Consider the following 18,796-nt stretch of genomic DNA (forward strand, 5'->3'; position numbering starts at 1 on the left):
CGGCCGCCTATTTGGCAAATGGGTTGGCAAACAGCAGCAACAGCGCAATCACGAGGCAATAGATCGCCATCGTCTCGATCATCGCGAGACCCACGAACAAGGTACGCGACACGGTGCCGGCCGAATCCGGCTGACGTGCGATCGCATCCATCGCCGCTGCGACCGCGCGGCCTTCGGCGATGGCCGGCCCGATCGCGCCGAATGAGACGGCGAGCGCCGCCGCGACGATGCTGACGATTTCGACAGGGTTATTCATGAGCCTTTGCCTTTTTGACGGGAGCGTGTTGCGGTTCGCCGATCGCGGCGCCGATGAAGACCATTGAGAGCACAGCGAAGATGTAGGCCTGAACCGCGCCTGTGAGCAGATCGAGCGCCATCAGCGGAATCGGCACCAGCAGACCCGCGAGCGACAACAGGATGCCGATCACGAACACGCCGCTCATTACGTTGCCGAACAGGCGTACGACGAGCGAAAACGTCCGCGTAATCTGCTCCACCACGTTCAGCGGAATCATGACCCAGCTCGGTTCGGCGAACGATCTCAGATAGCCGGCGACGCCACGGCTGCGAAGGCCGTGGAAGACGGTGGCGCCTAGCACCACCAGCGCGAGCGCGGCATCGGTTTCGAGACGCGCGGTAGGAGGCGTCACGCCTGGAACGAGCGCGCACCAGTTGGCGATCAGCACGAAAACGAAGAGCGTACCGATCAGCGCGCGATACGGACGCGGCTGCGCTTGCATGGTGTCGCGGATCTGCTGGTCGATCGTGTCGACGAGAAGTTCGAGCGCAGTCTGCATCTTGCCGGGCGCCAGCGAGAGTCTTCGGCTTACCGCGGCGGAACCGATCGCGACGACGGCCATGATCACCCAGGTCGCGAGCACCGGTTCGGTAATCGCAACAGGGCCAAGCTGCAAAAGCGGCGAGACGGTGAGCGGCGATTCGATCATGCCGGGCCTCCACAATCTCCGTAATGCTGCACGGCGATGCGGCGCGCGATGAGCACGCCCGCCATTCCGGCAAGCAATGCCGGCGCGCCAATGCGCGCGAGAAGCAGCAGAAGCGCGCAGGTCAGCGCGAGGCGCGCGGACTGCAGCCCGAGTGCCGCGGCGATCTTCCCTGCGCAGAACAACGGCCAGTTCCATTTCAACGACAGGAAATGCCACGCGCCGGCCACGAGGCCCGCCGCGAGCCCGACCGCGAACTGCATGGCGAATGAAGGCTGCGCTACTATCAACGTGCCTGGCGTACTAATCACGGCGTTCTCCCTGTTGGCGATGCATCCATTTCCAGGCGGACCAGAAGCCGAGCGCAGCCCCCGCCATCAGCAGCGGCGCGGAGAAAAACACCCGGGTGGCGAAGATCCGGTCCAGCCAGCGTCCCAGTGCCAGCCCCAGCAATGTCGGCAAGACGATGGCCCATCCAAGAATGCCGATCTGGCCGAGCCGGCTGCCAAGCGACGGTTCCGGCACCTCGCGTGCGCGCACCGCGCGCCGCGCGGCCTCCTGGGCTGCGGCGGCAAGCCTGTCTTCGGACGAAGGCCGCTCCACGCGGCGAGGCTCATTCATTGCGGCGATGTACCCGCGACGGTTGACAGGCTGCCGCCTGCGTCGGCGCGCGGCCGCAGGTAGCGAAGGATCTGACGCACCGCGCGCGCATGAAGTCGCAATTCGTCGACTCGCGCGCGCCGCAGCGCTTCCTCTTCGTCGGCGTGGCGGCATCGAACGATGGCGGCGAGGCCTTCCAGATCGTCGCCCGGAATCGCTTCGCGACAGGCAATCGAAACCTGCGTGCCGCCCGAGACGAACAGGACGCCGCCGCTCACCGCGCAGTAGCGGGCTACGTTGTCCGCGCCGCTCCAGCGGACCACCGACGGCGTCAGTTGAGTGACGAAGTCCGCGTGTCCCGCGCGGATGCCGAATGCACCGCTCGCATCTTCCGCGCGCAGCGAAACAATCTCGACGCCGTCGAACCAGACACGCGACGGCGTGGCGATGGTGAGCTCCAATGTATTCTTTCTCATGCCGATCGCTCCGTTGCGACAGAGACGGCCGCTTGCGCCGCCGCCTTTTCCTTGCTGCGGGCTTCGTCCAGCGTACCGATCATGTAGAGCGAGCTTTCCTGCCAGGTGTCGCATTCGCCTGCAACAATCGCCTTGCACCCGGCAATCGTGTCGGCGAGCGCAACCGAACGGCCGGGCACGCCCGTGAAAGCCTCGGTGACAGCAAAGGGCTGGGTGAGAAAACGCTGCAGGCGTCGGGCGCGGCCGACCAGTACGCGATCTTCCGCGCCCAGCTCCTCGATGCCGAGCAGCGAGATCACATCCTGCAATTCGCGGTAATGCTCGATGACGCGCCGCACCTCGGTGGCGACTGCCGCGTGTTCCTCGCCCACCACGAGCGGATCGAGAAGAATCGACGACGACGCGATGGGATCGACCGCCGGATACATGCCTTCGGCCGCCATTGCCCTCGACAGCACCACGTTGCTGTCGAGGTGCGCGGCAATCGCGGTCACGGCGGGATCGGTGAAGTCGTCGGCGGGCACGTACACCGCTTCTATCGCGCTGACAGACACACCACCCACGGACACGATTCGCTCCTGCAACTGCGCGACTTCGCTTGCGAGCGTAGGCTGGTAGCCCACTCTCGAGGGCATCCGCCCAAGGAGACCTGAGACTTCCGCGCCTGCCTGCACGTAGCGAAAGACGTTATCCATCAGCAGCAAGACGTTTTGACGACGTTCGTCGCGGAAGTATTCGGCGATCGTCAATGCGGTGAAGGGAACGCGCCAGCGCGCGCCCGGCGGCTCGTTCATCTGCCCGTACACGAGCACGGTGCGCGCCAGCACGCCTGAAGTGCGCATGTCGAGCAGCATCTCGTGCCCTTCGCGCGAGCGTTCGCCGACGCCCGCGAAGACCGAAATTCCCTCGTAACGCTCGACCATCGCGTGAATCAGCTCCATGACCAGCACCGTTTTGCCGACGCCGGCGCCGCCGAACATCGCCGCCTTCCCGCCTTGCGCAAGCGGTGCGAGCAGATCGATCACCTTGATGCCGGTCGAGAAGAGTTCGGTTGTGCCTTTCTGCGATGCAAGCGGGGGCGCTGCGCGATGAATCGGCCGCCGTTCGATTTGCGACGGAAGCGCCTCCCCGCCGTCGCACGCCCTTCCCGTCACGTCGATCAGCCTGCCGAGCACTGCATCCCCGACGGGCGCCTCGATAGCGCCGCCTGGTGCCTGGACTCTCGTGCCGCGCCGCAAACCCGCAGTCGTCTGCAACGCCAGCGCGCGGACCGTCGTCTCGTCAAGATGCGCCTCTACTTCAGCGAGTACCGGCGCAAGATCGTCGGGCACGACGATGAGCGCCTCTCCGAGCGCAGGCAGCGCAGCGTCGCCGAACATCACGTCGACGATCGCGCCACGCACGGCGACGACGTATCCCTCGCGCGTCGTCGGGACGTTCTCTGACAGTGACGCTACATGAGTCGGCATACGCGGTACCCCCGGTCGGTCGTGAACAGTCCGAAGATATCGCCCGAGCATGCGGACGAGCTGATCTTCATCAACTGTTTCATGGATCGGTCTCAAAAAATTTCCACGCTGTAAAGAGCGTGCTGATCTGAGCAGAGGTGATTGTGGCGGCGGCGCGCCGACTGTACCGCGAATGATCCAGATCAATCCGCAAGCCCCTTCGTGATGTCCTAATCCGCTTATTCCAAAAAGCGGCGAGGTCCGTCATGAAAAACCTGGCAGATTCATTTCCGGCATCGTCGTCTTCGAAACCGGCCGACCGGACTGGCGGCACAGCGGCGAAACCGCTGCGGCTCGGCTTGCTCACTGCGCTCGTCATCGGCTCGATGATCGGCAGCGGCGTGTTCTCCCTGCCGCAGAACATGGCATCGGGCGCTGGCGCCGCCGCCGTGCTGATCGGCTGGCTCATCACGGGCGCAGGCATGCTGATGCTCGCGTTTGTCTATCAGACGCTGGCCACGCGCAAGTCCCTGCTCGACAACGGCATCTATGCGTATGCACAAGCCAGCGCCGGTGATTTCGTCGGCTTCAATTCGGCGTGGGGATACTGGGTCAGCGCGTGGATCGGCAATGTCGGCTATCTGGTCATCGTATTCGGCACGCTCGGCTACTTCTTTCCTGTCTTCGGGGACGGCAACACACCCTCCGCCGTGCTGGCCGCGTCGATCGCGCTGTGGAGCATGCACGCCGTGATCCTGCGCGGCGTGCGCAGCGCAGCGGTGCTGAACGCGATCACCACGATCGCCAAGGTCATTCCGCTGCTGCTGTTCATCGTGCTCGCGGCGCTCGCATTCCGAAGCCACGTCATCGCGCAGGACTTCTGGGGCAACGCAAAGCTTGGCAGCGTGTTCACCCAGGTCAGGAGCACCATGCTCATCACCGTGTGGGTGTTCATCGGTATCGAAGGCGCCAACGTGTTCTCGGCCCGCGCACAGCGACGCGAAGACATCGGACGGGCCACGCTGCTCGGTTTCGCCGTCGTTCTGCTTTTGCTGATGGCGGTCTCGCTGCTCTCGCTCGGCATCGTTTCGCAAGGCGAGCTGGCCTCGATGAAGAACCCGTCGATGGCGGGCGTGCTGGAGAAGGCGGTCGGCTCTTGGGGCGCGGTTGTGATCAGTCTCGGTCTGCTCGTGTCGGTGGGCGGCGCATTGCTCGCGTGGACGCTGCTCGCTGCCGAAACGCTTTTCACGCCGGCGAACGGCGGCGTCATGCCGAAGTTTCTGGCGCGCTCGAACAGTCACGGCGTGCCTGCCAACGCACTTTGGGTCACCAACGGACTGGTGCAACTGTTCCTCATCATCACGCTCGTCTCGAACGCGACCTATCAGGCGCTGATCTCGCTCGCGACCTCGATGATCCTCATTCCCTATCTGTTCTCCGCGGTGTATGCGACCCGCATTGCCATGCGCGGCGACGGTTACGCGCCCGGCGAAAGCGCACGAACTCGCGACATGCTGATCGGGTCCGCCGCGACCGCCTATTGCTGCTGGCTGCTGTATGCGGCCGGGCCGAAATATCTCCTGCTCTCCGCCCTTCTCTACGCGCCTGGCGTGCTGCTCTACGGGTGGGCCAAGCGCGAGCGCGGCGCGCGCGTTTTCAAGCCGTTTGAATTCGTAATCCTCGCGGCTCTTCTGGTGCTTGCTGCTGTCGCGGGATGGCTGCTGGCCACCGGCGCGCTCGGCTTCTGACCCGCAGACGTTAAGGAGAACCACAATGACATTCGGCGTTTATTCGGAAATCGGCGCGTTGCGCAAGGTAATGGTCTGCCGCCCGGGCCTTGCGCAGTCGCGTTTGACGCCTGCGAATTGCCGCGACTTGCTGTTCGACGATGTGCTCTGGGTCTCACAGGCAAAGACAGATCACTACGCGTTTGTAAGCACGATGCAGGAGCACGGCGTCGAAGTGTTCGACATGCACGATCTGCTAGCCGACATCCTGCACGGACGAGAGGCGCGCGACTGGGTACTGGAGCGCAAGCTTGCTGTCGGCACCGTCGATGCCGAGCTTGCTTCTCAACTAAAGGTCTGGCTCGATCAGATGCCGGCCGAGGAACTTGCCGAGCGGCTGATCGGCGGAATTGTGCGCGCGGAATTGCCATTTGATCCTGATGGCCTCCTCGCGCAATGCACGCCGCCGTCCGGCTTCATTCTTCCTCCGTTGCCCAACACGCTTTTCACGCGCGACAGCAGTTGCTGGATCAACGACGGCCTCGTGCTCGGCTCCATGTATTGGCCTGCCCGGCGCCAGGAGACGTTGCTGAGCGCGGCGATCTATCGCTTTCACCCGCTCTTCAGCGGCGGCACGCGCATCTGGTGGGGCGGTCCCGACGCCGACCACGGCGGTGCGACGCTGGAGGGCGGCGACGTCATGCCGCTGTCGCGCGACGTCGTGCTGATCGGCATGGGTGAGCGGACTTCGCCGCAAGGCGTCGCACAGCTTGCGCGCGCACTGTTCGCCCGCGAATCGGTCAAGCAGGTCATCGCCGCACAACTGCCGCACTCGCGAGGCGCAATGCATCTCGACACGGTATTTACATTCTGCGATCGCGACCTCGTGACGATATTTCCGGAAGTCGTCGATGGCATTCGCTGCACGAGCCTGCGCCCTGGCCGACTGCCTGAGCAGCTCGACGTGAGGGCCGAGAACGCCCCGTTTCTGGAAGTGGTGTCGAAAGCGCTCGGGCTCGCGACATTGCGCACCGTCGCCACCGGCGGAGACTCGTGGGAGTCCGAGCGTGAGCAATGGGACGACGGCAACAATGTGATCGCGCTCGCACCGGGCGTGGTCGCTGCCTACAACCGTAATGTGTACACCAACACGCTGCTGCGCAAAGCGGGCGTGGAAGTCATCACGATTCCAAGTGCCGAACTTGGCCGCGGGCGCGGCGGCGGCCACTGCATGACCTGCCCCATCGAACGCGCCCCCATCTGACGCAAAGCGCGGCGCCGCATTTCGCGAAACTTTCTGGAGAACTCGCGCATGGCATTCAATCTACGCAATCGCAGCCTGCTGAACATGCAGGACTTCACCCCACGCGACATCCGTTTCCTGCTCGACCTCTCCGCGGAACTCAAGCGCGCGAAATACGCGGGCAACGAGGTGCCACGGCTGAACGGCAAGAACGTGGCATTGATTTTCGAAAAGACCTCGACGCGCACGCGTTGCGCATTCGAGGTTGCGGTTCACGACCAGGGCGGGCACGTCACCTACATCGATTCGTCCAGTTCGCAGCTCGGCCGCAAGGAATCGCTCAAGGACACCGCACGCGTGCTTGGGCGCCTTTACGACGGCATCGAATACCGCGGCTTTCATCAAGGCGTGGTGGAAGATCTCGCGACCTATTCTCATGTACCGGTGTGGAACGGGCTCACCGACGAATTCCACCCGACTCAGGTGCTCGCCGATCTGCTTACCATGCAGGAGTTCGGAGAAAAGCCGCTTCACGAGCTGTCGTTCTGCTACCTCGGCGATGCGCGCTTCAACATGGGCAATTCTCTGCTGATCGGCGGCGTGCAGATGGGCATGGACGTGCGCATCGCAGCGCCACGCGACCTATGGCCACACGACGAACTGGTGCAGCAGATGCGGCACCTGGCCGAGCGGACCGGCGCCAACGTGACGATCACGGACGACCCGTATGAGGCGGTGAGCGGCGTCGATTTCATCTATACCGACGTTTGGGTGTCGATGGGCGAGCCGGTCGAAGCGTGGGGTCCGCGCATCGATCTGCTGCTGCCCTACCAGGTCAACGCCAGGCTGATGAAGGCAACGGGCAAGGCGCGCACACGCTTCATGCATTGCCTGCCGGCGTATCACAACCTGGAGACGGAAACAGGACGCACGATTCACGAGCGCTTTGGCCTGTCCGAACTGGAGGTCAGCGACGAAGTGTTCGAGTCGAACGCATCGATTGTATTTTCGCAAGCCGAAAACCGCATGCACACCATCAAGGCCGTGCTCGTAGCAACCCTCGCATAAGGGACACATATGCGCATTCTGATAGCGCTGGGCGGCAACGCGCTGCTTCGCCGCGGCGAACCTATGACCATGGCGCATCAAATCGCCAATATTCGCCGTGCAGCAACGCAGATCGCAAAGCTCGCGGATCACAACCAGCTGGTCGTCGCCCACGGCAACGGTCCCCAGGTCGGACTGCTTGCGATGCAGGCAGCCGCAGGCGGTGCGCAGGACGTAGCGCCGCTCGACGTGCTCGATGCCGAGTCGGAAGGCATGATCGGCTATCTGCTCGAGCAGGAACTGGCGAATGCATTACCTGCTTCACGGCAGGTCGCCACGCTGCTGACGCGCGTCGAAGTGGATGCTCACGACGCCGCGTTTGCTCATCCGACCAAGCCGATCGGGCCCGTCTATACGCAGGCGCAAGCGCAAGTGCTGGCACAGCGCAACGGCTGGCGCATCGCCGCGGACGGCGACGGCTTCAGACGCGTGGTGGCTTCGCCTAAACCCAAACATATCGAAGCATTGAAGCCGGTGCAGTGGCTTCTCGAACACGATGTCATCGTCATTGCAGCCGGCGGCGGCGGCATCCCGGTAACCCTTGCCGAAGACGGACGGACCAGAAGCGGAGTCGAAGCGGTAATCGACAAGGACCTGTGCAGCGCGTTACTGGCCGCCCAGCTGGATGCCGATGTGCTGTTGATCGCAACAGACGTGGAGACCGTCTACGCAGATTGGCATACACCGCGCGAGCGCGCGCTGCGCAACATCACGGTCGCCGAGCTACGGACTTTCGAATTTCCCGCGGGTTCGATGGGCCCCAAGGTCGATGCCGCGTGCGATTTTGTCACCCGGATGGGAAAACGCGCGGTGATCGGCTCGCTCGAACACATCGAGGCCATGGCAGCCGGAACAGCGGGCACTCAGGTCACGCGGTGAGTTCCGTCCGGGGGGGGCGGACCAGCCGGGAACCTGCACGGCCGCCTTTCTTTCGCGCGACGTCGGCGGCTATGGCGCGGGCAGCGGCGGCCCCGCATGCCCGGCCAGGGGCACAACCCCCTTCTCCACGATGCCTCCGAGCCCGCATGCCGCCGGCTAGACGCCGGGCATCATCTGATACGGCTCGGTATGATCTTCCACACGTTTGACACCGGGCACGTTTTGCGCCGCCACGCGAACGGCATCCACCGCTTCCGCCGACTGGAAGACGCCCGATAGATGCACGACGCCGTCTGTCACCACCATGTTGCGACCGGCAAAGCTCCATTTGCGCCCCGACAGCTCGCCCATCAGGACGGTGCGGATTTCGGCGTCCGAGAGCGTGGCGTCCGACACGGGTTCATCCGGCAAGCTCGCGAGCGCCTGCACGAGATTGGCACGACTAACAATGCCGATCACCCGTCCGCCTTCTGTTACGGGCACGCGTTTGATGTGCCGCACCTCGAGAATGCCGGCAACTTCGCCGAGCGGCGTGTCGGGCCGCACGGTCTCCACATCGGCTGTCATCACGTCGCTCACCTTCGCCGCATGGGTCTTGACGTAATCGCGCGCCTCGTGACTCGCGGACCAGAAACGAGCCACGACGCGCGCTTGCGCTCGTCCGTTCCGATCTCGCTGCGGCCAAGCAGGTCGCCTTCGCTGATCAGGCCGGCGATGCGGCCGTCCGTATCCAGCACCGGCGCGCCGCTGATGCCGTTGTCGGAAAATAATCTAGCGAAATGACGCTGGTGGTCATGACATCGGATGCGCGCATGGTGAGCCTCCTGAAAATTGAGTCGTTGAATTGAGGGCCGAGCCGACGCGTATCTGAGTCGGCGGACGCGAAGAACTCTCGTGCCATTTCAGATTAGGCCTGCACGGCGCCCCTCCGTTTGACGTTGATCATCCGGGAGAGGCTCGCGTGCAGCGGCGCCTCTTCATGGTTGAATGACTCAGGTCAATTTCGTCGAGTGCATGAAGCCGATACTGGTGGCCACATCACCATCGTGAGGAGAAAGTTCATGGCCCAATTGATGAAAGCCGCTGTCGTACATGAATTCGGCGCACCGCTGCGCATCGAAGAAATCGCCATACCGAAGCCTGGATGCGGACAGATTCTCGTCAATGTAAAGGCTTCGGGTGTCTGCCATACGGACCTTCACGCCGCCGACGGCGACTGGCCGGTCAAACCGGCATTGCCGTTCATTCCTGGCCACGAAGGCGTCGGGTATGTCGCCGCCGTCGGCGATGGTGTCACGCATGTGAAAGAAGGCGATCGCGTCGGCGTGCCATGGCTCTACACCGCGTGCGGACACTGCGAGCATTGCCTCGGCGGATGGGAAACGCTGTGCCACGAGCAACAGAACACGGGCTACTCCGTCAACGGCGCTTACGCCGAGTATGTACTGGCCGATCCGAACTATGTCGGGCATCTGCCCGCGTCCGTCGCGTTTGAAGACATCGCACCGATCCTCTGTGCCGGAGTCACGGTGTACAAAGGCATTCGCATGACCGACACGCGGCCCGGCCAATGGATCACCATCTCCGGAATCGGAGGACTCGGCCATGTTGCGGTTCAATACGCGATGGCGATGGGTCTGCGCGTGGCGGCCGTCGACATCACAGACGACAAGCTGGCTCTCGCGCGGGAGCTCGGCGCGGAGCTCGCGTTCAACGCGCTCGAATGCGACCCTGCCGCGGCAATCCAGAAGGAAATTGGCGGGACGCACGGCGTGCTCGTGACCGCCGTCTCACGCAGCGCTTTTGCACAGGCGCTCGGCATGGTGCGCCGTGGCGGCACTGTGGCGCTGAACGGATTGCCACCGGGCGATTTTCCCCTGCCGATCTTTTCCACGGTACTCAACGGCATCACCGTGCGTGGCTCGATTGTCGGCACCCGTAGGGACTTGCAGGAATCGCTCGACTTCGCCGCGCAAGGTCGCGTCCGCGCGCGGATTCACCTCGACCGGCTGGAGAACATCAATCATGTTTTTACAGCGCTGAGGAGCGGCCAGGTAGATGGGCGAATCGTGCTGAAGTTTGACTGAACGGCGCCCTGGCCGAGTGCGAAACTGAACCTGACGGGCGGCCGCGGTGAACCTCACTGCGGCCCGGCCAGTCAACCGCCAGCGGGGACGGAAAGCGTATTCGAGATCTTGAGCCGGACCCAGTCCATTCCCTCGCTCAGGCCCGCGAGTATCGCTTCGCGCTCCGTCGGAAAGATGCTGCTGTGCATGAACTCGTGTTTGAACAGGCCTTGCGGCGTGTGGTGACTAAGCTGAATCGAGCAGTCGTATCCGCCCGGCGTGCGATGTGTGGTTGCGGCAACTGACCAGTCGCCGTCGCCCACCTTGCCCGAAATCGTCATGAATCGCTCCTCGTTGCCCGGAATTTTGTGAGTCAGGCGGGCCAGCGCGTTGAGCCGCACCGGCCCTGTGCTTAAGCAGACGGATGATGCCTATGCCACCGTCAGGTTGTCGACGACTGCATGCACGCCCGGCGCTGCCCACGCAGCACCGCGCACGGCGGAGCGCTCGCCTGCCGAACCGACCCTGCCCGTCAGCGTCACCGTCCCCTCGTGCACCCTGACTTCGATGTGCTTCGCCTCGCGCTCGGCGTGACGCTGCAACGCCTTGCCGATCTGCTCGCCGATATCCTGCGCGGCGGCCTTGCCGCCGATGCGGATGAGGTTTGAAACGCCCATCACGCCGCGCATGTGCGAAATGGTGCGAGTGGCGACATGACTCTGAAACGCCCGGTCTACCTCGCCGCGTAGCGTCACCCAGCCTTTCTCGACCTGTACCTTGACCGCCTCTTCGCTCAGGCCGACCGTCCAGCGCATCATCGAGCGAACCGCGTTGGCAATGTCCTCGTCCGTCCGCACGTCCGAGTGCGGCAAGCGAATATTCATCTCGACGACCACGGCTTTTACGCCGGCTACACGCTGCGCGGCTTTTTCGGCCGCGAGTTTTGCCGCATAACTGGCTGGATGACCCGACAGCGTCACGACGCGCTCGTGTACTTCGACGCCGATGTCCGTGATCTCGACTGCCGGATCCCAGGCCAATTCCTCCTCGACCTGGCGTTTCAATTCGAAGTCCGACTTCATTGCAAGCTCCTTGTTGATCTAACGCCGCGCTTGTCGCCGCGCGCGCAATGCTGCCGCGAGCACTGCGACATCGGGGCCGGTTGATTTACTTCGATTGACCTGCACACGGTTGCGCTCGGACGGCGCCCTCTTCGGCAGCGTGAGCGAGAGCACACCATCCTTGTATTCCGCCGCAGCGGACCCTTCGTCGACTTCGCTTGCAAGCGAAAAAGCACGGCTGACTGCGCCCGCGTATCGCTCGCGGCGAATCACCCGTTCGACCTTTGCGCTGATAGAAACGAGGTTGCCATCGATCTTCACGCCGATATCTTTCTTGTCGACTCCCGGCAATTCCGCCTTCACGGTGTATCCGCTGTCGCTCCCGGTTACGTCGACCTTCATATCGGCAAGCGGCTCGCAGGGGACGGAACAGCCCCTGAAAAAGTTCCGACATGGGTTCGAGCGGAAATGGATCAAATCGTGTCAAGTTGCTCATCGTCGTGCCCCTGGCCTGGTGAATGACATAACGACAAAAGGCCGGACTGCGCGTATCGCGTACACCCAAGGTGCGGGCAGCGACGGCGCGTTGCAATGTGTCCGGTACACCGCATTCGCTTAGCTCCGGCTGCAGTATTGGGCACGCTGCATAAAGGACTTTAGGCTCTGCCATGGGACACTGATTGACTTGTGTCAAGCGAGCCGCAAGGCAAGTTCATCGCGGCGCGTGCGTCGGAAGCGGCCGCCGTATCCCCGAAAGTGCTGGCAACCTGACGAATGATTCATCGCATATGCATGCCGCCGTTGATCGCGAAATCGGCACCCGTGACGAACCCCGCGTCGTCCGAACAGATAAATGCCACCAGCGCCGCGACTTCGTCCGGTTGCCCAAGACGGCCTATGGGGATCTGCGGCAAAATTCTGGCTTCCATCACATCGACGGGCACGGCCGCGGTCATTGCGGTGGCGAGGTAGCCGGGCGACACCGTGTTGACGGTAACGCCGTGGCGCGCTGTCTCCAGTGCGAGCGACATCGTGAAGCCGTGAATGCCCGCCTTCGCTGCCGCGTAATTGGTTTGGCCGAACGCGCCCCGCGCGCCGTTGACCGAACTGACGTTTACGATTCGCCCGAACTTCTGCTTGACCATTCCGCCGAGCAGCGGCTTGGTCATGTTGAACATGGAGTCGAGATCGGTGCGCAGCACCTTGTCCCAATCTTCCTTCGTCATCTTCGCAAAGCTCGAATCGCGGGTGATACCTGCGTTATTCACGAGAACGTCCACCGTGCCGAAATCTGCGAGCACCCGCTCGGCGCAGCGCGCGCACGAGTCGAAGCTGGACACGTCGGCCTCGTAAGCCACGAAGCGACGGCCCGCCTCGCGTTCGCGCGTAAGCCAGGTGGCGACGTGGTCGTTTCGTTGCGAATGCGACATGGCGACGACCATGCCTGCATCCTCGAGACGCCGGCTGATGGCGGCGCCCAGCCCGCCCATACCGCCAGTAACAAAAGCAACACGCTTAGCCGGCATGATGTTTCCCTCGTTGTGATGCCATGGTCAACCTCCTGACGTAATGAAGCGCCGGGCGCGGATTCGGCGACAAACTGTAGCGAACGCGTGCGCGGCAACGCTGGTTCCAATGTAGGCGCGGTCGCCGGCAGCCGGTTGATATGCATCAATCAAGACGCCGCTGACGCGCGGGATAGGGGCTGGCTGTAGACGGGAGCAAACGGAGCAAGCGGCGTAACCTGACTGTTCCGCCTTTTGCAGCACATCACCTACGGTTCGGTGACGTTCGCCATTCGCCGCGTTTATTGGAGGAAGGACCAGTGATTCTTGACTGGAACAGTGGAAAGTTCGGCTTCAATGCGGCCAATGATTCGGACGTACCGGTCGAGGACCGCTATCAGTTGTTGATCGACGCCGTCCCGGACTATGCGATTTTCATGCTCGACGACGCAGGGCGCGTGGCGAGCTGGAATAGCGGCGTACAAAAGATCAAAGGCTATACACCCGAAGAGATAATCGGACGGCACTTCTCGATCTTCTATACCCCCGAAGACGTTGCCGCCGACAAACCGGGACGTGAACTCGCGCTCGCTACCGCCCCGGGCCGTGCTGAAGACCGCGGGTGGCGGGTGCGCCGCGACGGCTCCCGATTCTGGGCGGACGTCACAATCACGGCCGTATACGATTCTTCTGGCGCGCTGGTCGGTTTCGCGAAAATCACACGCGACATGACCGAACGTATGCGCCTCGCCGAACTGGAGCACGCAAACGAGCTTTCCACGCAAATGCAGGCTGCACGCGAGGACGAGCAAAGGCGCATTGCGCGTGAACTGCACGACGACCTCGGCCAGCAGCTTACCGCGCTCAAAATGGGCGTCGCCGCGCTGGAGCAACAGATAGTGCCCGGCGCAACGAATGCACCGCAACGGCAGATCGACAACATGTTGGCCTCGCTCAGACGTATCGCAGCCGATCTCCGGCCACCGATGCTCGATGACCTCGGCCTTGGCGCCGCTCTCGAATGGCTGACCGACGATTTCACCCAGCGCTTTCATGTGAAAGTCGCCCTGCGCCTCGCCGTCGACGATTCGGCCGTGACGCCGTTTGCGTCGGCCACCATCTATCGCATCGTGCAGGAAGCGCTAACCAACGTGGCGCGACATGCGCAGGCAAGCGAAGTGACCATCGACATGTCGAACGACGCGCATGGCTGGAGGCTAGGCATCGAGGACAATGGCCGCGGAACCCTCGTGGAAGAAGCTTGCGCACCCGGCTCCCTTGGTCTGCTGGGGATGCGCGAGCGCGTGCGTCAACTGCGTGGCACGCTCACGATCGACAGCGCGCCTGGCATGGGCTTCAGGATCGTCGCGCACATACCGCTCGGTGGGATTCGGCTGGCGGCGACGTCGCCCGATTGACTGACGCTGTGCAAGTTCACGTCAAGGTCGTGACGAAGCGCCGATGAACGCGCGAAAGCCGGTTTCGACAGCGCGAATCTGTTCAGCGCAGGTTCTATACAGCAAGCCCGGTGCGCCGTCCGCGCGATACATGCCGCGGCACATGCCTCTGATCTGGATGGTCGAGACGCCGCTGCCGCCGGTCGTTCGCGTCGCCCACACATAGACGGCGCCGAACATGTGCGGCTCCGCCGTTTCGATCTTCGAGTCATCGGAACGGCGGATCGGCGTCGCAGAGCGTTGCGTGACATATTTTTCGGTGCGCCGCCACAAGCGCTCGCAGTCGGCCTGGGTCGGGCAATCGACGCGCGCCGACTCGCGCGCGTTTCCGAGTGCGATTTCGATGTCGCGGTATGCCGCAGAGGACCCTTGCATACTGCAGCCCACCAACATGATGATCAGCGGCGCAGTAACCGGCATCCATACCTTCTTCATATCTACCCCGCCCCTCACCGGTTTCCGGTCTCCGGTACGACGTACCGCGCGAGCCACTCGCTCACCTTAAAAGTATGGCGAGGACGCCCCTGCGGATTTGACCTGGATCATCGTCTGTCGTCGGAGCGCCGTACCCGCGACCCGGAACATTCCCTGACATCCGTTACTCGCACCGGTGTAGGGAACCGCTGACACCAGCGCTCGAAAACTGACTGCGGTGTCAGCGAGATCTGATTTATCTGGCCCGTCCCATCGCCTTTACTGAACTCACCACAACAGCAATCTTCACCAGGAGACCACCATGTCAAACACCGCCCCGCATGCCGGCAACACGCCGACCGACAATCCGTTGCACGACGCCGCAGACAGCGGCGAGGACATCGGCCGGATTCTCACGCTTGCCCGCAACGCCGGCATGCTCGTCACGCTCGACGGTCAGATTGGCCGACAGAAATATCAAAGCGTTGCCGGCTCGTTGCAGGCGTTTCGACGTTTTGCGCAAGCACTGAGCGATACATGCGCGGGAGCGCCGGTGGGCTGAATACGATTGTTGGCTACGCGCGGCTTTCGCTCGACTGCGAGGCATGAAAAATGAAACTGACCTTTCTCGGTGCGGCAGAAACCGTCACTGGTTCCAGGTACCTGCTGGAAGGCGCGGGGCTGCGGATCTGATTGACTGCGGTCTGTTTCAAGGCACTAAAAATCTGCGCCTGCGCAACTGGAACCCGTTGCCTGTCGACATCGGCACTCTCGACGCGGTGATCCTCACCCATGCTCATCTGGATCACTGCGGCTACCTGCCGGTACTGACTCGCATGGGCTATCGCGGACCGGTCTACTGCACTCGCGGCACTCGCGATCTTTGCGAGATCATGTTGCGCGACAGCGCACGACTGCAGGAAGAAGAAGCTGCCTACGCGAACCGGCACGGTCGGTCGAAACATCGTCCCGCGCTGCCCCTTTACACCGTTGAAGACGCCGAACACGCGCTCGAACTGCTCGAACCGCGTGACTTCGACGTCCCGAAACGACTGAATGAGCACGCATGCTTCCGGTTGTTGCCCGCTGGCCACATCCTCGACGCGGCCAGCGTCGTGCTCTGCGTCGAGGGCAAGGTCATTGCGTTTTCGGGCGACATCGGCCGGCCGGAGGACCCGATCATGCGCGCGCCCATGCCGCTTGCGCACGCGGACTATCTGGTGGTCGAGTCAACCTACGGCGACCGGCTTCACGAGAAAACCGATCCTGCCGCCGAGCTTGCGGAAGTCTTTACGAGCACGTTCCGGCGCGGCGGCATTGTCGTGATTCCCTGTTTCGCAGTTGGACGGGCGCAATCGATTCTTCACTACATTGCGCAACTGAAAGCGGCCGGCAGAATGGCAAACGTGCCGGTGTTTCTCGATAGCCCCATGGCGACGAGCGTCACCCAGCTTTACGGGCGTCACGTGGGCGAACACCGCGTGAGCTCGACCGAGGCTCACGCAATAAGCCACGCTGCGCAGATGGTGCGAACCGTCGACGAATCAAAGGCGATTCTGGGGCGGCATGGCCCGATGGTAGTCATTGCGGGCAGCGGTATGGCGACTGGTGGACGGGTGGTACATCACCTCAAGGCGTTCGCTCCCGATTACCGCAACACGATTGCGCTGGTCGGCTATCAGGCGGCCGGCACGCGCGGCGCGACGCTCGCTGCCGGCGCGCATGAGATAAAGATTCACGGCGAGTATGTGCGGGTACGCGCATCGGTGGCGAACCTCTCGTCGTTATCGGCCCACGCCGATTATGCCGAGTTGCTTTCCTGGCTGCGTTCGATACCCGAGCCGCCGCAGCGCACCTTCGTCACCCACGGCGAGCCGGCGGCCGCCGACGCGATGCGACGTCACATCGAAGAGACTTATCACTGGCGCTGCGAAGTGCCGATCTACCTCAAAACGGTCGAATTGCCCGGAACCGCCGACGAGCTGGCCGTAAACTCGCGCGCCGGCGTCGGCCACTGCATGCCGGCTGATCCAGATCAACCCGCCTACAGCGTCCCCTGACACAGTGAGAACATGAGTTCGTAAAGGAGACCACGACATGAGCGCATTGCCGCAGACGGCCGCCTGGTCGGTCGACGAACGTGAACTGGACAGCACCGCGGGCACCCACGAAAAGCTGCGATTCGCGCTACGCTACGCAGTGCTGGCGCCGTCCAGTCACAACACGCAGCCGTGGCATTTCATCGTCGATGGCGACAGCGTGACGCTCTGCGCCGACCGGTTACGGGCGTTGCCGGTGGTCGATCCGTTCGATCGGGAGTTGATCATCAGTTGCGGCGCAGCGCTTTTCAACCTGCGCGTCGCGCTCAGTCACTTCGGGCTCGCATACGCCATCACGCTGTTTCCTTCGCGCCTCGATCCGGACGTGCTGGCACACGTGCAGGTCGTCCCCGAAGGTTATTGCGACGCCGCGCTCGCCCCGCTGTTCCCGGCGATCCGTCAGCGCGTGACCGCTCGCGAACTCTTCAGGGACGAGCCGCTCCCCTCCGGCGTCCTTCAACAGGTCGTCGACGCCGCCGACGCCGAGGGTGCGGATGCCGTCTGCATCTCGAGCGCGCCGGGGCGGGAGAAAGTTGCCGAACTCGTCGCCGCAGCCGACCGCATCCAGTTCGACGACCCACGTTTCCGTCGCGAGCTGGCCACGTGGATTCACCCGCGACGCCGGGAAGACGGCATGCCCGCGCTGTCGGCAGGCATGACCGCCCTCCTCGATCTCGCAACGCCGCTGCTTGCGTCGGTCGTCCGCACGTTCGACCTGGGTGGCGGCCTTGCCGCGGCACATCATGCACTCGCTGAAGGGTCGCCGCTTCTCGTCTGCCTCGCGACGTCGACGGACGACATGCCTGCGTGGCTCTCAGCCGGCCAGGCGCTCGAGCGACTGTTGCTGGTCGCAGCCAATGCCGGCATCACGGCGTCCTATCTGAATCAGCCGGTCGAGGTGAGCGCCCTGCGCGAGCAGTTGCGCGCCCTGCTGGGAATGGACGCTGTACCGCAGCTCGTGTTGCGCGTCGGCCGCGCTAAACGCCCTGCGGTCCATTCACCGCGCCGGCCGCTCGCCGACGTCGTGTCCTGAAGGTTAAACGCCTGTCCGACGAGGCTTGCCATGAAGCATTATTTCAGACTCGGCACCACAACACCCAACGCGACGGAGGCACGCCCCGTGCATGGCGAGGCGGCACCGCGCATCGCGCTGCCACAGCCCGCGCTGAGCGGCGGCATGCCCATCATGGACGCCTTCTCGAAACGGCGCACGACGCGACGCTTCGCCGAAACCGGGCTCGACGACGCAACGCTCGGGCAGATGCTGTGGGCCGCCAACGGCGTGAACCGAAAAGATCCTGAAGGAAACGACAGACGCACCGCGCCTTCCGTTCTCGCACTCCACGAAATCCACGTCTATGTGGCGCTCGCGCGCGGCATGTATCGCTACGATCCGCTGCAGCATTGCCTCGACCTCGTGATCGCAGCCGATCTGCGTGCGTTGACCGGCTATCAGGATTTCGTCGGCGAGGCGCCCGTCGAGCTGGTGTATGTCGCCGACCTTGCCCGCATGCAGGACATCGCGCCGTCCCAACGCGAGCCGTTTGCCTATGCAAGCGCAGGCGCCATCGTGCAGAACGTCTATCTGTTTTGTGCCGCTGCTGGATTGGCGGTGGCGGCGAGAAGCTGGCTGAACCGCAGCACCCTGGGTGCCGAAATGCGCCTGTCGCGCGACAGCGTACCCGTCCTTGCGCAAAGCGTGGGCCACTTCGATACAACCGATCTGCAAAACGCGGGCTAGGCCTCGACGCTGTCCCGCGCGCCAGAAAC

Annotated in this window: 21 protein-coding genes and 2 pseudogenes; 10 read left to right on the forward strand and 13 right to left on the reverse strand. The window is 63.3% G+C overall.

Features of this window, described 5'->3' with window-relative positions; genetic code table 11:
* Positions 1-7: 7 nt before the first annotated feature.
* The 6 genes from BGRAMDRAFT_RS20520 to atpD are packed head-to-tail and all read right to left on the reverse strand — an operon-like array spanning position 8 to position 3,489.
* On the reverse strand, positions 8-256 hold the full coding sequence (locus BGRAMDRAFT_RS20520; RefSeq protein ID WP_006050733.1) for a F0F1 ATP synthase subunit C: 249 nt from the start codon (positions 254-256) through the stop codon (positions 8-10).
* Positions 249-947 carry a F0F1 ATP synthase subunit A gene (locus BGRAMDRAFT_RS20525; RefSeq protein WP_006050734.1) on the reverse strand — a complete coding sequence of 233 codons (699 nt, stop codon included), beginning with the start codon at positions 945-947 and terminating at the stop codon, positions 249-251. Before BGRAMDRAFT_RS20525 ends, BGRAMDRAFT_RS20520 begins: the two co-directional genes overlap by 8 nt.
* Complete coding sequence (locus BGRAMDRAFT_RS20530; protein WP_006050735.1) at positions 944-1,255, reverse strand: N-ATPase subunit AtpR; 312 nt, start codon at positions 1,253-1,255, stop codon at positions 944-946. Before BGRAMDRAFT_RS20530 ends, BGRAMDRAFT_RS20525 begins: the two co-directional genes overlap by 4 nt.
* Positions 1,248-1,565 (reverse strand): AtpZ/AtpI family protein, encoded by a 318-nt coding sequence (locus BGRAMDRAFT_RS20535; RefSeq protein ID WP_006050736.1) that lies wholly within the window; start codon positions 1,563-1,565, stop codon positions 1,248-1,250. Before BGRAMDRAFT_RS20535 ends, BGRAMDRAFT_RS20530 begins: the two co-directional genes overlap by 8 nt.
* Complete coding sequence (locus BGRAMDRAFT_RS20540; RefSeq protein WP_006050737.1) at positions 1,562-2,020, reverse strand: F0F1 ATP synthase subunit epsilon; 459 nt, start codon at positions 2,018-2,020, stop codon at positions 1,562-1,564. Before BGRAMDRAFT_RS20540 ends, BGRAMDRAFT_RS20535 begins: the two co-directional genes overlap by 4 nt.
* Entirely contained in the window at positions 2,017-3,489 is a 1,473-nt protein-coding gene (gene atpD, locus BGRAMDRAFT_RS20545; RefSeq protein WP_006050738.1) for a F0F1 ATP synthase subunit beta, read from the reverse strand. The genes BGRAMDRAFT_RS20540 and atpD overlap by 4 nt, the downstream gene beginning before the upstream one ends.
* A gap of 245 nt (positions 3,490-3,734) precedes the next feature.
* On the opposite strand from atpD, the gene arcD reads away from it, so the two are divergent.
* From arcD to arcC, 4 genes are read left to right on the forward strand one after another with little or no spacing between them, the layout of a single operon-like run.
* Complete coding sequence (arcD, locus tag BGRAMDRAFT_RS20550; RefSeq protein WP_006050739.1) at positions 3,735-5,216, forward strand: arginine-ornithine antiporter; 1,482 nt, start codon at positions 3,735-3,737, stop codon at positions 5,214-5,216.
* Between the two features lie 25 nt (positions 5,217-5,241).
* A complete protein-coding gene (locus tag BGRAMDRAFT_RS20555; RefSeq protein WP_006050740.1) occupies positions 5,242-6,459 on the forward strand; it encodes an arginine deiminase in 1,218 nt (405 codons plus the stop codon).
* A gap of 48 nt (positions 6,460-6,507) precedes the next feature.
* On the forward strand, positions 6,508-7,506 hold the full coding sequence (gene argF, locus BGRAMDRAFT_RS20560; protein WP_006050741.1) for an ornithine carbamoyltransferase: 999 nt from the start codon (positions 6,508-6,510) through the stop codon (positions 7,504-7,506).
* 9 nt (positions 7,507-7,515) lie between these two features.
* Entirely contained in the window at positions 7,516-8,424 is a 909-nt protein-coding gene (arcC, locus tag BGRAMDRAFT_RS20565; RefSeq protein WP_006050742.1) for a carbamate kinase, read from the forward strand.
* Positions 8,425-8,580: 156 nt separating this feature from the next.
* Here the strand turns inward: arcC and BGRAMDRAFT_RS20570 are convergent, their stop codons facing one another.
* Together BGRAMDRAFT_RS20570 and BGRAMDRAFT_RS36130 are read right to left on the reverse strand one after the other, a co-directional pair.
* Positions 8,581-9,066 (reverse strand): CBS domain-containing protein, encoded by a 486-nt coding sequence (locus tag BGRAMDRAFT_RS20570; protein WP_006050743.1) that lies wholly within the window; start codon positions 9,064-9,066, stop codon positions 8,581-8,583.
* Positions 9,000-9,161 carry a CBS domain-containing protein gene (locus BGRAMDRAFT_RS36130; protein ID WP_409372905.1) on the reverse strand — a complete coding sequence of 54 codons (162 nt, stop codon included), beginning with the start codon at positions 9,159-9,161 and terminating at the stop codon, positions 9,000-9,002. Before BGRAMDRAFT_RS36130 ends, BGRAMDRAFT_RS20570 begins: the two co-directional genes overlap by 67 nt.
* A 324-nt stretch (positions 9,162-9,485) precedes the next feature.
* On the opposite strand from BGRAMDRAFT_RS36130, the gene adhP reads away from it, so the two are divergent.
* Positions 9,486-10,511 (forward strand): alcohol dehydrogenase AdhP, encoded by a 1,026-nt coding sequence (gene adhP, locus BGRAMDRAFT_RS20575; protein ID WP_006050744.1) that lies wholly within the window; start codon positions 9,486-9,488, stop codon positions 10,509-10,511.
* Positions 10,512-10,582: 71 nt separating this feature from the next.
* Here the strand turns inward: adhP and BGRAMDRAFT_RS20580 are convergent, their stop codons facing one another.
* The 4 genes and pseudogenes from BGRAMDRAFT_RS20580 to phbB form a co-directional block, all read right to left on the reverse strand.
* Entirely contained in the window at positions 10,583-10,831 is a 249-nt protein-coding gene (locus BGRAMDRAFT_RS20580; protein ID WP_006050745.1) for a hypothetical protein, read from the reverse strand.
* A gap of 90 nt (positions 10,832-10,921) precedes the next feature.
* A complete protein-coding gene (locus BGRAMDRAFT_RS20585) occupies positions 10,922-11,572 on the reverse strand; it encodes a BON domain-containing protein (RefSeq protein ID WP_006050746.1) in 651 nt (216 codons plus the stop codon).
* Positions 11,573-11,668: 96 nt separating this feature from the next.
* Positions 11,669-12,047: pseudogene (locus BGRAMDRAFT_RS20590) on the reverse strand (Hsp20/alpha crystallin family protein); the annotation flags it as partial.
* A 283-nt stretch (positions 12,048-12,330) separates the two neighbouring features.
* Positions 12,331-13,077 carry an acetoacetyl-CoA reductase gene (phbB, locus tag BGRAMDRAFT_RS20595; RefSeq protein WP_006050748.1) on the reverse strand — a complete coding sequence of 249 codons (747 nt, stop codon included), beginning with the start codon at positions 13,075-13,077 and terminating at the stop codon, positions 12,331-12,333.
* A gap of 299 nt (positions 13,078-13,376) precedes the next feature.
* On the opposite strand from phbB, the gene BGRAMDRAFT_RS20600 reads away from it, so the two are divergent.
* Positions 13,377-14,474, forward strand: coding sequence for a PAS domain-containing sensor histidine kinase (locus BGRAMDRAFT_RS20600; protein ID WP_006050749.1), 1,098 nt, complete (start codon positions 13,377-13,379; stop codon positions 14,472-14,474).
* Positions 14,475-14,495: 21 nt separating this feature from the next.
* Here BGRAMDRAFT_RS20600 and BGRAMDRAFT_RS20605 read toward each other — a convergent pair whose 3' ends face one another.
* Positions 14,496-14,948 (reverse strand): hypothetical protein, encoded by a 453-nt coding sequence (locus BGRAMDRAFT_RS20605; RefSeq protein ID WP_006050750.1) that lies wholly within the window; start codon positions 14,946-14,948, stop codon positions 14,496-14,498.
* A gap of 301 nt (positions 14,949-15,249) precedes the next feature.
* Between BGRAMDRAFT_RS20605 and BGRAMDRAFT_RS20610 the strand changes: the two genes are divergently transcribed.
* The 4 genes and pseudogenes from BGRAMDRAFT_RS20610 (at position 15,250) to BGRAMDRAFT_RS20625 (ending at position 18,767) form a co-directional block, all read left to right on the forward strand.
* Positions 15,250-15,489 carry a hypothetical protein gene (locus BGRAMDRAFT_RS20610; RefSeq protein WP_006050751.1) on the forward strand — a complete coding sequence of 80 codons (240 nt, stop codon included), beginning with the start codon at positions 15,250-15,252 and terminating at the stop codon, positions 15,487-15,489.
* Positions 15,490-15,539: 50 nt separating this feature from the next.
* Positions 15,540-16,987, forward strand: a pseudogene (locus BGRAMDRAFT_RS20615) (MBL fold metallo-hydrolase RNA specificity domain-containing protein).
* A gap of 37 nt (positions 16,988-17,024) precedes the next feature.
* A complete protein-coding gene (locus tag BGRAMDRAFT_RS20620) occupies positions 17,025-18,059 on the forward strand; it encodes an Acg family FMN-binding oxidoreductase (protein WP_006050753.1) in 1,035 nt (344 codons plus the stop codon).
* A gap of 30 nt (positions 18,060-18,089) precedes the next feature.
* A complete protein-coding gene (locus tag BGRAMDRAFT_RS20625) occupies positions 18,090-18,767 on the forward strand; it encodes a nitroreductase family protein (RefSeq protein ID WP_006050754.1) in 678 nt (225 codons plus the stop codon).
* The last annotated feature ends 29 nt before the right edge of the window (positions 18,768-18,796 follow it).

It is taken from the genome of Paraburkholderia graminis C4D1M (genome assembly GCF_000172415.1).
Lineage (GTDB): Bacteria > Pseudomonadota > Gammaproteobacteria > Burkholderiales > Burkholderiaceae > Paraburkholderia > Paraburkholderia graminis.